The 14,672-nt window shown below is 59.5% G+C and carries 13 protein-coding genes, 1 tRNA gene and 1 pseudogene; 13 read left to right on the forward strand and 2 right to left on the reverse strand.

The window, feature by feature from the left end:
- Positions 1 to 151 precede the first annotated feature (151 nt).
- Positions 152 to 1,048: a LysR substrate-binding domain-containing protein gene (locus ACIQUI_RS06755; protein WP_012273282.1), complete on the reverse strand. Its 897-nt coding sequence runs from the start codon at positions 1,046 to 1,048 to the stop codon at positions 152 to 154.
- A gap of 255 nt (positions 1,049 to 1,303) precedes the next feature.
- Here ACIQUI_RS06755 and ACIQUI_RS06760 point away from each other — a divergent pair, with 255 nt between their 5' ends.
- The 3 genes from ACIQUI_RS06760 to ACIQUI_RS06770 all read left to right on the forward strand — a co-directional run bounded on the left by ACIQUI_RS06760 (position 1,304) and on the right by ACIQUI_RS06770 (position 4,024).
- Positions 1,304 to 2,686, forward strand: a complete 1,383-nt coding sequence (locus ACIQUI_RS06760) for an amino acid permease (protein ID WP_403196266.1) — start codon at positions 1,304 to 1,306, stop codon at positions 2,684 to 2,686.
- A 57-nt stretch (positions 2,687 to 2,743) separates the two neighbouring features.
- Positions 2,744 to 3,241 carry a PaaI family thioesterase gene (locus ACIQUI_RS06765; protein ID WP_403196269.1) on the forward strand — a complete coding sequence of 166 codons (498 nt, stop codon included), beginning with the start codon at positions 2,744 to 2,746 and terminating at the stop codon, positions 3,239 to 3,241.
- A gap of 87 nt (positions 3,242 to 3,328) precedes the next feature.
- Complete coding sequence (locus ACIQUI_RS06770; RefSeq protein WP_403196272.1) at positions 3,329 to 4,024, forward strand: glutathione S-transferase N-terminal domain-containing protein; 696 nt, start codon at positions 3,329 to 3,331, stop codon at positions 4,022 to 4,024.
- A gap of 158 nt (positions 4,025 to 4,182) precedes the next feature.
- Here the strand turns inward: ACIQUI_RS06770 and ACIQUI_RS06775 are convergent.
- A pseudogene (locus tag ACIQUI_RS06775) lies at positions 4,183 to 4,827 on the reverse strand (inorganic phosphate transporter); the annotation flags it as partial.
- 121 nt (positions 4,828 to 4,948) lie between these two features.
- On the opposite strand from ACIQUI_RS06775, the gene ACIQUI_RS06780 reads away from it, so the two are divergent.
- From ACIQUI_RS06780 to ACIQUI_RS06825, 10 genes are all read left to right on the forward strand, one after another.
- Complete coding sequence (locus ACIQUI_RS06780; protein ID WP_403196275.1) at positions 4,949 to 5,335, forward strand: DUF488 domain-containing protein; 387 nt, start codon at positions 4,949 to 4,951, stop codon at positions 5,333 to 5,335.
- Positions 5,336 to 5,474: 139 nt separating this feature from the next.
- On the forward strand, positions 5,475 to 5,906 hold the full coding sequence (locus ACIQUI_RS06785) for a GNAT family N-acetyltransferase (RefSeq protein ID WP_403196278.1): 432 nt from the start codon (positions 5,475 to 5,477) through the stop codon (positions 5,904 to 5,906).
- Between the two features lie 120 nt (positions 5,907 to 6,026).
- Complete coding sequence (locus ACIQUI_RS06790; RefSeq protein WP_403196281.1) at positions 6,027 to 6,416, forward strand: helix-turn-helix domain-containing protein; 390 nt, start codon at positions 6,027 to 6,029, stop codon at positions 6,414 to 6,416.
- Between the two features lie 63 nt (positions 6,417 to 6,479).
- Positions 6,480 to 7,118, forward strand: coding sequence for a UvrY/SirA/GacA family response regulator transcription factor (gene uvrY / locus ACIQUI_RS06795; RefSeq protein ID WP_003251380.1), 639 nt, complete (start codon positions 6,480 to 6,482; stop codon positions 7,116 to 7,118).
- Between the two features lie 6 nt (positions 7,119 to 7,124).
- On the forward strand, positions 7,125 to 8,948 hold the full coding sequence (gene uvrC, locus ACIQUI_RS06800; RefSeq protein WP_403196284.1) for an excinuclease ABC subunit UvrC: 1,824 nt from the start codon (positions 7,125 to 7,127) through the stop codon (positions 8,946 to 8,948).
- Between the two features lie 33 nt (positions 8,949 to 8,981).
- A complete protein-coding gene (gene pgsA / locus ACIQUI_RS06805) occupies positions 8,982 to 9,542 on the forward strand; it encodes a CDP-diacylglycerol--glycerol-3-phosphate 3-phosphatidyltransferase (protein ID WP_403196287.1) in 561 nt (186 codons plus the stop codon).
- Positions 9,543 to 9,605: 63 nt separating this feature from the next.
- Positions 9,606 to 9,681 (forward strand) — tRNA-Gly (locus ACIQUI_RS06810).
- A gap of 445 nt (positions 9,682 to 10,126) precedes the next feature.
- A complete protein-coding gene (locus tag ACIQUI_RS06815) occupies positions 10,127 to 11,344 on the forward strand; it encodes an ROK family transcriptional regulator (protein WP_403196289.1) in 1,218 nt (405 codons plus the stop codon).
- 310 nt (positions 11,345 to 11,654) lie between these two features.
- Positions 11,655 to 13,337: a GMC oxidoreductase gene (locus ACIQUI_RS06820; RefSeq protein WP_403196291.1), complete on the forward strand. Its 1,683-nt coding sequence runs from the start codon at positions 11,655 to 11,657 to the stop codon at positions 13,335 to 13,337.
- Positions 13,338 to 13,391: 54 nt separating this feature from the next.
- A complete protein-coding gene (locus tag ACIQUI_RS06825; RefSeq protein WP_403196294.1) occupies positions 13,392 to 14,657 on the forward strand; it encodes an MFS transporter in 1,266 nt (421 codons plus the stop codon).
- Positions 14,658 to 14,672: the final 15 nt, after the last annotated feature.

Here is a 14,672-nt window from a genome sequence, read left to right on the forward strand (position 1 = left end):
ATTCCATGGATTCGTGATCTGGCCATTATTTGTGTTGGCTGTGCCGGCCCCTTCGCGGGCTTGCCCGCTCCCACAGGTACTGCACAGTGTTCGAACTTGCGGTGATCCTGTGGGAGCGGGCAAGCCCGCGAAGAGGCCGGTACAGGCTAACTCAATCCCCCTCCGCCACCCGCTCCCGAATCCACTGCACAAAGGCCCGAATCTTGGGCACTTCGGCGGCATGCTCGGCATGCGCAATGAAGTGCCGGCCATTGCTCGCCACCGGGTGGTCCCAGGCCACCACTAGCTTGCCCTCGCTCAGCTCCTCGGCCACCAGATAGCGCGGAATCAGGGCAATGCCGCAGCCCGCGATGGCCGCGCGAATGCACAGGTAGAACGTGTCGAAGCGCGGCCCGTGGTAGCTGTTCTGGCTATGCAAGCCCAGCCCGAGGAACCATTCATGCCAGGCCTCCGGCCGCGACACGCACTGCAGCAGCCGGTGCTCGGTCAGCGCCTGGGCGCTGTCGAAACGGTGGTTGGCCAGCAATTGCGGACTGCACACCGGCACCACTTCTTCGCTGAACAGTTCGATACAGGTTGCCCCCGGCCAGGTGCCCTGGCCGAAGAAGAATGCGATGTCGGCCTTGGCCTGCACCAGGTCGAATGGCTCCAGTTCGTTGCGTACGTCCAGGTGGATTCGGGGGTATCGGTCGCCGAAACCCTTGAGTTTGGGCACCAGCCAGCGTGCGCCGAAGGTGGGCTGGGTGGCAATGCGCAGCACTTCGGTCTCGTCGCCATAGCTGAGGATGTAGCGGCTGGAAATGTCGATCTGGGTGAGGATCTTGTTCACTTCGGTGAGGTATAGCGCGCCGGCAGGGGTCAGGTGCAGGCGCCGGCGAATGCGCTGGAACAGCGAGTGAGAGAGCATGTCCTCAAGCTGCGCCACCTGCTTGCTGACGGCGCTCTGGGTCAGGTGCAGTTCCTGGGCCGCGCGGGTGAAGCTGAGGTGGCGGGCAGCCGCTTCGAAGCACTGAAGGGCGGTGGTCGAAGGCATCAGGCGTTTGGACATGACGGGCAAATACCGAGCAAAAAAGGAAGAAGTTCATTCCGAAACGGAATCATGTGGTTCGAAAAGGTCGTTTGTTGACCCCGGCCTATAGATTAATACTGACCTGGATCAACGATTACAACCGGTCATGCGAAGAGGAGGTCAGTACCCGCTTCCGGCATCTGCAAAACAACAACAACACGCATCAGAAATTAATAAGAAATCTGCTCCGACCTTCAGCCGCCATGCCGCGGCCGACCCATTCGAGGGTTCTTCATGGCTTCGCAAGACAACAAGAAACAACGTTCCCTGCAGCACGGCCTGACCTCGCGTCAGGTGTCCATGATTTCCATCGCCGGCATCATCGGTGCTGGCTTGTTCATCGGCTCCTCCAACGCCATTGCCACCGCCGGCCCGGCCATCCTCATCTCCTATGCCATGACCGGCCTGCTGGTGCTGCTGGTGATGCGCATGCTCGGTGAAATGGCCATCGCCAACCCCAGCAGCGGCTCGTTCTCCACCTACGCCTCCGAGGCCATCGGCCCTTGGGCGGGCTTTACCATTGGCTGGCTGTACTGGTGGTTCTGGGTGCTGATCATTCCGGTAGAAGCCATTGCTGGTGCCGATATCCTGCATGCCTACTTCCCTGGCGTGCCGTCCTGGCTGTTCGCCTTCCTGATCATGCTGGTGCTGTCGGGTACCAACCTGGTCAGCGTGAAAAACTTTGGTGCCTTCGAGTACTGGTTCGCCCTGGTCAAGGTGGTGGCAATCATCGGTTTCATCGGTGTCTGCACCCTGGCGGTGTTCGGCTTCTGGCCGCTGGCCGAGGTGTCCGGCGTCAGCCGGCTGTGGGACAACGGCGGCTTCATGCCCAACGGCTTTGGTACCGTGCTGGGTGGCGTGCTGATTACCATCTTCTCGTTCTTCGGTGCCGAAATCGTCACCATTGCTGCTGACGAAACCGCCAACCCGAAAGACAAGATCCGCCGTGCCACCAACCTGGTGGTGTACCGCATCGCCATCTTCTACCTGGCGTCGATCTTCCTGGTGGTGTCGCTGGTGGCCTGGAACGACCCCGAGCTGAAAGCGGTTGGTTCGTTCCAGCGGGTACTGGAAGTGCTGAACGTGCCGGGCGCCAAGCTGCTGGTCGACCTGGTGGTGCTGGTGGCCGTGACCAGCTGCATGAACTCGGGCTTGTACACCGCCTCGCGCATGCTCTATTCGCTGGGCGCGCGTGGCCAGGCGCTGAGCGTGACCAAGCGTATTTCCGGTTCCGGCGTGCCGACCGTGGCGGTCATCTTCTCCACCCTGGCAGGCTTTGCCGGTTGCTTTGTCAACTATGTGTTCCCCGGTAAGGTCTTCGGCTTCCTGTTGTCCACTACGGGCGCCATTGCCTTGCTGGTGTACCTGGTCATTGCCGTGTCGCAACTGCGCATGCGTGCCCGCGCCGAACGCGAAGGGCGCCCGCTGGAACTGAAGATGTGGCTGTTCCCGTACCTGACCTGGCTGGTGATCGGCACCATCGCCATGGTGCTTGGCTACATGCTGTTCAGTGATGCCTATCGCTATGAAACGCTGATGACCGCCGGTGTGACCGCGTTCATCCTGCTGGTTTCGCTGACCCAGCGGCGCGCCAAGGTGGTTGCCCAGACCGCCTGATGTTTCTGCTTTAATGGGGGCGTTGCGCGCCCCCATATCAATAAGCACAGGAAGCGTATGAACGACCAACCCCTTTCGCTCCAGGCCCTCGCGGCACCCGACGGCACCTGCTACGGCTGCGGTTGCTCCCACCCCAGCGGCCTGCACCTGCAAAGCCATTGGGATGACGACGGGGTTCACCTGTTGTGCCGCCATGCGCCCGACAGCACCTTCATTGGCTGGCCAGGCCTGGTTTATGGTGGCCTGTTGGCGATGCTGGTCGACTGCCACTCCAACTGGACGGCCATGGCCTACCACTACCGCAACGAAGGCCGCGAGCCGGGCAGCCTGCCGCGCATCGACTGCGTTACCGGCACCCTTAACCTGACCTACCTGAAACCCACGCCGATGGGCATCGAGCTGGTGCTCAAGGCGCGAGTGGAGGGCGAAGTAGGGCGCAAAAGCCGGGTGATCTGCGAAGTATGGGCCGGCGATGTGCTGACCGTGACTGCCGACTCGGTGTTCGTCCGCGTCGACACCGAAAAGCTCAAGCTCAAGGCCCACGGCCAGGCCTGAGTTGCCATCGCTGATGAGTGGTCGGTGATGGTCAGCGGCCGGGGATGTCTCTAGAGTGACAGGTTCATTCCCCAGGCAAGGTTGATCATGACCGATCTCAGTGCTTTCCCCATTACCCGCAAGTGGCCCGCCAAACACCCCGAACTGCTGCAGCTGTATTCGCTGCCAACGCCCAACGGCGTCAAGGTATCGATCATGCTCGAAGAAATCGGCCTGGCCTACGAGCCGCACAAGGTCAGCTTCGACAACGATGACCAGCTAAGCCCCGAGTTCATCTCGCTCAGCGCCAACAACAAGATCCCGGCCATCCTCGACCCCAACGGGCCGGGCGGGCAGCCGCTGCCGCTGTTCGAGTCCGGGGCAATCTTGCAGTACCTGGCAGAGAAGAGCGGGCAACTGCTGAGCCAGGACCCTGCCCAGCGCTACCAGACCATGCAGTGGCTGATGTTCCAGATGGGCGGCATCGGGCCGATGTTCGGCCAGGTCGGGTTCTTCCATTTCTTTGCGGGCAAGGAATACGAGGACAAGCGTCCGCGTGACCGCTATGTGAATGAGTCCAAACGCTTGCTGGGCGTGCTGGACCGGCATTTGCAAGGCCGGGAGTGGATGGTGGACGAGTACAGCATTGCCGACATCGCGATCTTCCCTTGGGTGCGCAACCTGGTGGAGCGCTACAAGGCGCGTGAGCTGGTGGGGTTCGACCAGTTCAAGGAAGTGCAGCGGGTGCTGGCCAGGTTCATTGAGCGGCCGGCGGTGCAGCGAGGCCTGCAAATCCCGGGCTGAGCAGGTAAACCCGCTGTCATGGAACTGCACATAACTCATTGAATTAGCAGGGACACTGTGGGAGCGGCTTTAGCCGCGAACACCGGCGCAGCCGGTGCCATGCACCGCGTTGGGTTATTCGCGGCTAAAGCCGCTCCCACAGGGGATGGTGTACAGGTTCAGAAGATGTGGTTCAGTAGCCAGTACAGGCTCCCGGCCAACAGCATCGCCGCTGGCAGGGTGAGCACCCAGGCCATCAGCAAGTTGAACAACGTGCGCCTCTGAATCCCCGAGCCATTGGCCACCATGGTCCCGGCCACCCCCGAGCTCAGCACGTGGGTGGTCGAGACTGGCAAGCCGACCATGTCCGCTGCGCCAATGGTGCACATGGCAACGACCTCCGCCGGAGCACCTTGTGCATAGCTCAAGTGCGTCTTGCCAATCTTCTCGCCCACCGTCACCACGATGCGCCGCCAGCCGACCATGGTCCCCAATCCCAGTGCGATGGCCACGGCCACCTTCACCCATAGCGGGATGTAGCGCGTGGCGTCATCCAGTTGGGTCTTGAACAGTTGCACATGGCTACGTGTGTCGGCATCGAATGCGACCAGCCGGTTTTTCTCGATCAGGCGGATGGCTTCGCTGGTCAGGTACATGTCATTGCGCACATTGGCCATGGCCTCGGCAGGAATGCGCTTGATCGAGCCGTAACCTTTGACTTCTTCGCCGATGATGCCAGTGAGTGCTGCCAGTGCCGGGACCAGTTGCGGGGTGGCCTTGGGTTCGGCAATGAAAAGGGCCAGCGTCTGTCGCGGGTCGGCTGGCTCCGGTGGCATTGGGCAAGTTGCCGAAGGCCTTGAGCATAGAAACAATTCGTAACCCGACCGTGACCTCGATCAATGAATTATCTAGGCTCAAGACGGACGGTAAGTACAGGAGAACCCCATGATCCGCTGCAAGCGTGTCTACGATGCGGTCACCGGCGACGATGGCCAGCGCGTGCTGGTCGACCGCCTGTGGCCGCGCAACAAGCGCAAGGAAGACTTGCATGGGCAGTGGTTGCGCGAAGTGGCGCCTTCAAATGATTTGCGTAAGGCGTTTCATCAGGGTGAGGTCGACTTTGCCGGTTTTGCCCGGCGCTACCAGCAAGAACTGGCTGCGCACCCCGAGTACTGGTACCCGCTGCTGGACCTGGCCGCAAAGGGCCCGCTTACCCTGCTTTATGCGGGCAAGGACACCGAGCACAACAATGCCCGCGTATTGGCTGACTGGCTGGAAGATGAGCTGGACAGGCGTGGGCCCGGTAGTTCGCCCGTGTGTTATGCCCGATGATTGATACCGGTTCTACCGGCCCTATCGCCGGCAAGCCAGCTCCCACAGGTACTGCACTATTGCTGAGTCTTGCGCGGTCCCTGTAGGAGCTGGCTTGCCGGCGATGAGGCCGGACCTGCCAAACCCAAGAGCCGTCCTGATGCCACCACAACTAACCCCCGCAAACGACAACCACTGCACCTTCGCTCGCAACCTCACCCGCCGCGCCATGCTGCCGTACTACCGCGAATACGACCTGCTGTGGATCGAGGAGGCGTTTGACGAAGCCTGGGGCTGGCGCGAGCAGTGGCTAGTAACTGAAGGCGACACCCTGCTGGGTTTCTGCAGCCTCAGCCAGGACCGCCAGGCATTGTTCATCCGCGAACTGCACCTGCTACCCGAACACCGTGGGCGTGGCGTCGGCAGCTGGGTACTGGAGGAGCTTGCCTTGTGGGCCAGACAACGGCGCCTGCCGCTGCTGCGGCTGATGGTGTTTCGCAGCAACCCGGCACGGCTGCTGTACCAGCGCCACGGCTTTGTCGAAATGGGTGAGGACGCGTGCTTTGTGCGAATGCAACGCACAATTGGCTAGTAGCGTAATGATGGCTTGTCGCGATCGAAGCGCAGGGGCATAGTGAGCCTATGTGTTCACGGTGGCCCGCAAGCGGGTCGGCAGAGGATGAACGTGATTCGGGATAAGGAGAAGCCCACGATGAACGGATTTGGTCCGCGGCTACGGGAAGAGCGTGAGCGCCTGGGCATGACCCAGCGCGTGTTTGGCGATATCGGTGGGGTAGAACCCAACGCCCAGGGCAAGTACGAAAGCGGCGAGCGTACGCCACGGGTCGATTACCTGGCGGCACTGGCAGCCAGGGGGGTAGACGCACTGTACGTGCTTAGCGGCATTCGCATGCCGGTCCCGCTAGAGGGGCTCAGCCAGGACGAGTCGGATTTGCTGGGCGCCTTCCGGCAGTTGCCAGTGGACGACCAGTTGGCACTCTGGCACCTGTTGGGCCGCTTGAGCAGCGATAGAAAGCCTAGGCAAACAGTGAGACCTGTCACCGTTGAACGTCAGGCGTTTCTTACAGAAGCAATGCGTTAGGCCCACCGTGAAAAATTTTGTTAAGGTGGCGGGATCCAATCGCCCTGTTAACGAGGTGTGTGCTTGATTAGGGTCTTAGTGGTCGACGATCACGATCTGGTACGAACCGGTATTACCCGCATGCTGGCCGACATCGATGGCCTGCAGGTGGTGGGTGAGGGTGATTCGGGCGAGTCCGCGCTCAAGCTGGCCCGCGAGCTGAAGCCGGACGTGGTGCTGATGGACGTGAAGATGCCCGGCATCGGTGGCCTGGAGGCCACCCGCAAGTTGCTGCGCAGCCACCCGGACATCAAGGTCGTAGCCGTGACCGTGTGCGAAGAGGACCCGTTCCCCACGCGCTTGCTGCAGGCCGGCGCGGCCGGCTACCTGACCAAGGGCGCAGGCCTGGACGAAATGGTCCAGGCCATCCGCCTGGCGTTTGCCGGCCAGCGCTACATCAGCCCGCAAATCGCCCAGCAGCTGGCGCTGAAACCGTTCCAGCCGCAGGGCTCGCCGTTCGATGCGTTGTCGGAGCGGGAAATCCAGATTGCCCTGATGATTGTCGGCTGCCAGAAAGTGCAGATCATCTCCGACAAGTTGTGCCTCTCGCCCAAGACCGTCAATACTTACCGTTATCGGATCTTTGAAAAACTCTCGGTCACCAGCGATGTCGAACTGACCTTGCTGGCCGTTCGCCACGGCATGGTTGACGCAAGCCTGTAAAACCTCATGTCCCAAGTGTTTGATGCCAGCGCATTCCTGGCGACCTGCAGCGGTCGCCCGGGCGTTTACCGGATGTTCGACGGCGAAGCCCGCCTGCTTTATGTGGGCAAGGCCAAGAACCTGAAGAAGCGCCTGGCCAGCTATTTCCGCAAGACCGGCCTGGCGCCCAAGACCGCCGCGCTGGTAGCCCGTATCGCCCAGGTCGAAACCACCATCACCGCCAACGAAACCGAGGCGTTGCTGCTGGAGCAGAACCTGATCAAGGAATGGCGCCCGCCGTACAACATCCTGTTGCGCGACGACAAGTCCTACCCCTACGTGTTCCTGTCCGACGGCGAGTTCCCGCGGCTGGGCATTCACCGTGGAGCGAAAAAGGCCAAGGGCCGTTACTTTGGCCCATACCCCAGCGCGGGCGCCATCCGCGAAAGCCTCAGCCTGCTGCAAAAAGCGTTTTCGGTGCGCCAGTGCGAAGACAGCTACTACGCCAACCGCACCCGGCCGTGCCTGCAATACCAGATCAAGCGCTGCAAGGCGCCCTGCACCGACCTGGTAACCGCTGAGGAATACGCTGAAGATGTGCGCCATTCGGTGATGTTCCTTGAAGGCCGCAGCCAGCAACTGGGCAACGAGCTGAATGCCGAGATGGAAACGGCCGCCATGGCACTCAATTTCGAGAAGGCCGCCGAGTTGCGCGACCAGATCGCCTTGTTGCGCCGTGTGCAGGACCAGCAATACATCGAGGGTGGCAGCGGCGACGTCGACGTCATCGCCGCCTTCGTCAACCCCGGTGGTGCTTGTGTGCACCTGATCAGCGTGCGCGGCGGTCGGGTGCTGGGCAGCAAGAACTTCTTCCCGCAGGTTGGTATTGAAGAGGAGGTGGCCGAGGTGATGGCGGCGTTCCTGTCCCAGTACTACCTGGGCAACGCCGAACGCGAATTGCCTGGCGAACTGATCGTCAACGTGGTGCACGAAGACTTCGACGCCATCACCGAGGCCCTGCACACACTGCGTGGCCGCGAGCTGACCATCAGCCACCGGGTGCGTGGCACCCGCGCCCGCTGGCAGCAACTGGCGGTAACCAATGCCGAGCAGGCGCTTAACGCCCGCCTGGCCAACCGCCAGCACATGGCCGCGCGCTTCGAGGCCCTGGCTGAAGTGCTGGGCCTGGACGAAGTGCCGCAGCGCCTGGAATGCTACGACATCAGCCATTCCAGCGGTGAAGCCACGGTGGCCAGTTGCGTGGTGTTTGGCCCCGAAGGCCCATTGAAGTCCGACTACCGCCGCTTCAACATCGAAGGCGTCACCGGCGGTGACGACTACGCCGCCATGCACCAGGCCCTGACCCGCCGTTATGGGCGTATCAAGGACGGTGAGGGCAAGCTGCCCGACGTGCTGCTGGTAGACGGCGGCAAGGGCCAGTTGAACATGGCCCGCGACGTGATGCAGGAACTGGGCTTCACCGATCTGACCCTGCTCGGCGTGGCCAAGGGCGTTACCCGCAAGGCCGGCTTTGAAACCCTGTACCTGAACGATGTGCACCACGAGTTCACCCTTAAAGGCGACTCACCAGCCCTGCACCTGATCCAGCAGATCCGCGACGAGGCCCACCGGTTTGCCATTACCGGCCACCGTGCCCGTCGTGGCAAGGCCCGCCGGGTGTCCAGCCTGGAGGACGTGGCCGGGGTAGGGCCGAAGCGTCGACGCGACCTGCTGAAACACTTCGGCGGGCTGCAGGAGCTCAACCGCGCCAGTATCGATGAAATCGCCAAAGCCCCCGGCATCAGTAAAAAGCTTGCCGAGTCGATTTATGCCAGCCTGCATAGCGAGTAGAATGCCGGGCTCAACTTGCAGCCAGTCGTACCGATGAATATTCCAAACCTGCTCACCGTTCTACGCGTCCTGCTCATCCCGATCTTCATCCTGCTGTTCTATATGCCCTATCACTGGAGCTATATGGCCGCCAGCAGTGTGTTTGCCGTAGCTGCCGCCACCGACTGGCTGGACGGCTACCTGGCGCGTCGCCTGCAGCAGAGCACGCCGTTCGGCGCCTTCCTGGACCCAGTGGCCGACAAGCTGATGGTGGCAGTGGCGCTGGTGCTGCTGGTGCAGACCCACGCCAACTTCTGGCTGACGCTGCCGGCGGCCGTCATCATTGGCCGTGAGATCGTGGTGTCGGCACTGCGCGAGTGGATGGCCGAGCTGGGCGCGCGGGCGCATGTGGCGGTGTCCAACCTGGGCAAGTGGAAGACTGCCGCACAGATGCTGGCGCTGGTGATCCTGCTGGCCAACCCGCCGGCGATGACCTTCTGGGTGATTCTGGGTTATGCATTGTTGCTGGTGGCGGCGGGGCTGACGTTGTGGTCGATGGCGCACTACCTGCTGGCTGCCTGGCCGCACCTGCGCGAAGGCTCGGAACAAAAATAAAAGTTTTTTGAATCAAGGGGTTGACGCTGTTTTAGAAATCGCTAGAATGGCACCCATCACGACGCGGGAATAGCTCAGTTGGTAGAGCACGACCTTGCCAAGGTCGGGGTCGCGAGTTCGAGTCTCGTTTCCCGCTCCAAAATTCGATCCGCAGTGCGTCGCTGGGATCACAAAGAAGAGGCCGAAAGGCCTCTTTTTTTGTGCCTGGAAATCACTGAAAACCGGCAGTGTCCGGCATTTAAGTTAAGGATTGAGCTCAGGATTGGACATGCCCAACTCGCTCCCTGATGGCTTGTTTCTCAATGTCACGATGTAGGGCGGGAAGATCGGGCATTTCCGCTACTACCAGGCCGGTCGGCAGAAGCGTATGTCGTTTGGCTGCTACCCGCAGGTCGCCTTTCGCTGCATGAGTATCAGCGAGAGGCGCAGAGCGCGCCGTCGCAAATCTTGCGCATCTTCGCCAAGGATATTTGCCCTACATTGGTGAGCGCTCTATCTACGACAAGTTCAGGCGCTCGGGTGGTGTTCTGGCAATCCGCGCCGTGTACCATACATGACCCTCTTGCCCGACCGGTGTCTCTTCTATGCTCAATGATTCATCGCCTTCCGCCCAGCAAAGCCGCACAGGCAGCGTCGAGGAAGTACTGTCGGTGTTACGTTCGAAAGGCCCGCAATCACAAGCTGAGCTTGTGCGGATGACGGGGCTCTCGAAGGGTACGGTTAATAACGTTGTCAAACGTTTATTGAGCGAAGGGGTGGTCAGCCTTCAGCAAAAGAACAGAAAAGAAGCTTGGGTCACTCTAGGCGTTGGGGTGGATGCCATCGCTACCGTAGAGGTTCAGGCGCAGGCCCTGAGAGGTGTTCTTTTTGACTTTGATCGTGGATTGCGTTTCGAACATGTTCTGGAAACCGATCAAAATCGCGATGTCTTGAACTGCCCTGATGGCGTGGTTCAATTGCTGCGATACCTAGGCGAGATCTCTGGCGTGAATCAAGCGAAACTGGCCTGCGTTTCGGTGGCCATCCAGGCTTCCATTGATCGGAGCACGGGAGCGATTGTGGAATGGGCCGCCGGCCGGCTCCCCGGTTGGCGTGGCCTTAAGCTCAGCCACCATTTGGAAGCGCTCTTGGGTGTCCCTGTGCTTGTCGATAACGACGCCAACCAAGCGGCTTACGGGGAGTGGACTTGGGGCTGTGGGCGTGGCTGCGAGGATTTCTTCTACTTGTATTGTGCCCAGGGCGTTGGCGGTGGCCTGATCCTCAACGGCAAGATCTACCGAGGTGGTACCGGTGTCGCTGGAGAGGTCGGGCATATGGCTCTGGTTGATGGTGGCCCCGTGTGCTTCTGCGGCGGGCGTGGCTGCTTGCACTCGCTCGTTTCCGAGCGTGCAATTCTAACCGCGCTGTATACCTCGGAAAGTCCCCAAACTTCCTTGAGGGCTGTCATCGACTCGGCCCGTCAAGGTGACGCGGCCTGCCGAAGGGTGCTGTTTGAGGCTGGGCTCAATCTCGGACGCGCGGTCGCCAATACGGCTCGCGTCATCGCGCCAAGCACTATCGCTCTCGGTGGACTGCTGAGTACTGCAGGTGACATGGTGATCGATAGCATGCGGTCTTCTCCGGAAATGCAAAATATGCTCACTATTTCTCTGACGACTCGCTTGGTGTTGGCAGAAATTGGCGACGCAGTGGCACTGGGCAGCGTCGCTTGCGCATTGGCTCATCTGGGGCGCGGTATCGCCCAGTTGCCAGATTGGATGATGGGTTCCCCGGTCTCCTCGGACCTCGTACAAGCCCTCTAAGACGTAATGAACGATCATTGATTGTTCAATCCTGTTCCCGCCAAGACTAAACCCTATCTGCCCCCTCCAGATTTTTACTTCAGGGCCAAAATGGCCGTTTTGTGCGCGAAAAATTCTATAAAGCCATGATATTGATCAGATTAAACGATTAAGTAAGATTTCTTTTTCCTTCTGGACGCACGTCTGCGTCCTGCAGGGTCGGATAAAAGGGTGTTGAACCATTCTGGTTTAGATGATAAAAAATCGTATAAAAATCAGGTTATGGTTCATTTCATCCGTTTCTAAAGGGTTGTGATGATCCAATTCGGCCATGAAGCGGGAAAAAATGAACAAAAATAAGTATGACGTGGTGGTGGTGGGGTCTGGCGCTGCCGGTGGATTTGCTGTGAAGGAACTCACGGAGCGTGGGTTTGAGGTACTGTTGCTCGAGGCCGGCCGTGCTATCACTGCAGAAGATTTCAAAACGGATTTCGCAGGCCCTCGCGAGAAGGGAATGCAGCTGTGGGCCCGCGCAAAAGCTGCTCTCGCCGGGCAGCCTGTACAGTCGAAGGTGGCAATGTATGCCAAGCAGTTGAGCCACCTGTTCGTCAATGATCGTGAGCACCCCTACAGCACTCCCAGCGGGCATCCGTTCCTGTGGATCCGCGGCAAGCAATTGGGAGGGCGTCTGCATACCTACGGGCGCATGCTGTTGCGCTGGTCCGACTACGATTTCAAAGCGGCCAGCCGAGATGGGCAAGGAGAAGATTGGCCAATCGGTTATGAAGATCTGGCTCCCTACTACGATCAGGTCGAAGGGTTCCTTGGCATTCGCGGTTGCCCTGATCATGTCAAGAATGTCCCGGATGGGAACTTCGCAGGTCTGTCGAAACTTTCTCTTGCCGAAAGCGAATTCAAGCGGAAAACCATGCAGCACTGGCCAGACCGCCAGCCAATTGCTTGGAGATACATGCCGCCGAACATCAAGCGTGTTCCTCAACCGATCTTGGCCGCAACCGCCACTGGTCTTCTGACCGTACGAACCGATGCCATTGCGCAGCAGGTAATCACCTGCCCAGCTTCCGGCAAGGCAACTGGTGTCAGCTTTGTTGATCGCAATACCCGAGAGCGCCGTGAGGTTGAGGCAAACATCGTGGTCCTGTGCGCGTCTCCTATCGAAACCGTACGGTTGATGTTGAATTCCGCTGGTACCAAGCATCCCGGGGGTCTTGGTAATGGAAGTGGGGTTCTGGGGCGCTATTTCATGGATCAGGTGCCAAGCCTCATTATGGGAACTGTGCCTGGGCATAAAGGCGCGGAGCTTGATGACTCTGTGCCAGCTGACCCCTTCTATGGCGTGTCGGGGGGGATATACATACCCCGCTTCGAGAATCTGGATCGGCCTACCCACGGTGATTTTGTCCGTGGGTATGCGTACCAGGGCACCATTGGCCGTCTCTACACCCCGGCAGAGCGCGATGCAAAGTTCGGCATCATGGGGTTTGGTGAAATGCTGCCTTACGCTGACAACACCATCACGTTGAATCCAAAGCGCAGCGACCGTTGGGGAATGCCTATCCCCCACATCGACTGCAGGATGCATCGAAATGAGCTGGCGATGTTGGCCCAGCAGGTTTGCAGCATCGAGGAAATGGCCAGTAACGCTGGGCTGAAGATGGAGTTCAACGGCTCGGCATTGGGTTTGAAGGAGGGGGGTGGTGGTGCTTTCCCTGATGCTGATCCCATTAGCCGTTTTCTCTTTCGCAGTAACTTCCGCAAAAGCATGGCCATGGGAGCGGCCATTCATGAAAGTGGCGGGGCGAGGATGGGCAATGATCCTGCTACGTCCATCCTCAACCCCCACAACCAATGTTGGGAAGCGCCAAATGTGTTCGTAACGGATGCCAGCAGTTTTGTGACCGGCGGTTGCGCCGGTACCACGCTTACGCTTATGGCGCTGACCGTTCGTGCCTGTGAATACATTGCTGCGGAGCGTTCGCGCGGCCAGCTCTAAACTGAAAACTGGGTTAACCCCGTCGACAACAATAACAAACGAAAAGTTGGGCTTATGACTATCAAACGATTGTCGGTGAATCTGCTCGCAGACTCGCCTTGCGAAAAGGGTTTTGGCCAGCGAGCGGTGTTTATCCAGCTGAGCATCATGATGCTGCTTGAGTTTGTAGTGTTCGGTGCCTGGTTCGCTACGTTGGGACTGGTACTCCATAGTCAAGGGTGGGCTGCTTACATCGGTCCGACCTACTTGCTATGCGCGCTGGCAGCGATGGTTTCGCCACTGTGCCTGGGTGCAATCGCCGACCGCTTCATGGAGTCACAGCGAGTGCTGGCACTGGCTCACCTACTTGGAGCCGTAGCGCTGGTCGTCCTGCCAAGGATCATCGAATTGCACTCAATTGGCGTTTTCCTGGCGCTGATTTTCTTCTACATGCTGCTGTTCATGCCAACGTTGGGCCTAGTGAACTCAATCTCTCTGCGGCATCTGGGCGAAAGCCGTATGAGCTTTGCCTATATCCGCATATTCGCCCCCCTTGGCTGGGTGTTGTCCGGGCTCTGTATTGGCTGGGCTGGATTGTCGGCCTCTACTTCGATCTTCACCGTTGCGGCGGCTGGCAGCTTTCTACTGGGTATTTACGCTCTGTTCCTGCCAGCTACGCCGCCGCCCTTGCGTGGTGGTCCAATGACACTGGGGGACTTGGTCGGGGCCAAGGCATTTTCCCTGTTTCGTAACCGCAATTTTACAGTTCTGTTGATCTGCTCGCTGCTGACTGCGGTGTCACTAGGTATCTACAACGCTTTTAGTGCCGCGTACCTTTCAGCGTTGGGGATTACCAACGTGGCCGGCACGCTCGGGCTCGGCCAGCTATCTGAAGTGGTATTCATTGCAACCATCCCCTTCGTGCTTTCGAAAATTGGTATGAAGTGGACGTTGCTGGTCGGGATCGCGATGTGGGCAGTGCGGTTTTTGCTTTTTTGCCTGGCGCCCGAGCATGGAAACGGACTCGCAGTGATAGGCGTGGCACTGCACGGTATCTGCAACGACTTTTGCGTAGTGATTGCGGCCATGTACATCGATCGTCTGGCCCCTGCACATCTGGCAGCTCAGGCGCAGAGCTGGGTGATTCTGGTGTTCTCCGGGGTGGGGGCGGCAATCGGTTCGATCATTTCCGGCACTGTCTATGGGCATTACGTGGCGCCCAACATCGCATCAGGACCTGAGGCGTGGACTGTGATGTGGGCCGTTCCTATCGCAGTCGTGATCGCCAATATGCTTATCTGGATCTTCATGTTCAATGACAAAGATGTCGTTCAAGGCTGAGCCTGGGACCCATCT

Source organism: Pseudomonas sp. NPDC090592 (assembly GCF_044769185.1).
In the GTDB taxonomy this organism is placed as follows: Bacteria; Pseudomonadota; Gammaproteobacteria; order Pseudomonadales; family Pseudomonadaceae; genus Aquipseudomonas.

Excerpts from the sequence above, each read along its gene's own strand:
- ACIQUI_RS06755 (WP_012273282.1), bottom strand. The coding sequence starts at position 1,048 with ATGTCCAAACGCCTGATGCCTTCGACCACCGCCCTTCAGTGCTTCGAA.
- ACIQUI_RS06760 (WP_403196266.1), top strand. The coding sequence starts at position 1,304 with ATGGCTTCGCAAGACAACAAGAAACAACGTTCCCTGCAGCACGGCCTG.
- ACIQUI_RS06765 (WP_403196269.1), top strand. The coding sequence starts at position 2,744 with ATGAACGACCAACCCCTTTCGCTCCAGGCCCTCGCGGCACCCGACGGC.
- ACIQUI_RS06770 (WP_403196272.1), top strand. The coding sequence starts at position 3,329 with ATGACCGATCTCAGTGCTTTCCCCATTACCCGCAAGTGGCCCGCCAAA.
- ACIQUI_RS06780 (WP_403196275.1), top strand. The coding sequence starts at position 4,949 with ATGATCCGCTGCAAGCGTGTCTACGATGCGGTCACCGGCGACGATGGC.
- ACIQUI_RS06785 (WP_403196278.1), top strand. The coding sequence starts at position 5,475 with ATGCCACCACAACTAACCCCCGCAAACGACAACCACTGCACCTTCGCT.
- ACIQUI_RS06790 (WP_403196281.1), top strand. The coding sequence starts at position 6,027 with ATGAACGGATTTGGTCCGCGGCTACGGGAAGAGCGTGAGCGCCTGGGC.
- uvrC (WP_403196284.1), top strand. The coding sequence starts at position 7,125 with ATGTCCCAAGTGTTTGATGCCAGCGCATTCCTGGCGACCTGCAGCGGT.
- pgsA (WP_403196287.1), top strand. The coding sequence starts at position 8,982 with ATGAATATTCCAAACCTGCTCACCGTTCTACGCGTCCTGCTCATCCCG.
- ACIQUI_RS06815 (WP_403196289.1), top strand. The coding sequence starts at position 10,127 with ATGCTCAATGATTCATCGCCTTCCGCCCAGCAAAGCCGCACAGGCAGC.
- ACIQUI_RS06820 (WP_403196291.1), top strand. The coding sequence starts at position 11,655 with ATGAAGCGGGAAAAAATGAACAAAAATAAGTATGACGTGGTGGTGGTG.
- ACIQUI_RS06825 (WP_403196294.1), top strand. The coding sequence starts at position 13,392 with ATGACTATCAAACGATTGTCGGTGAATCTGCTCGCAGACTCGCCTTGC.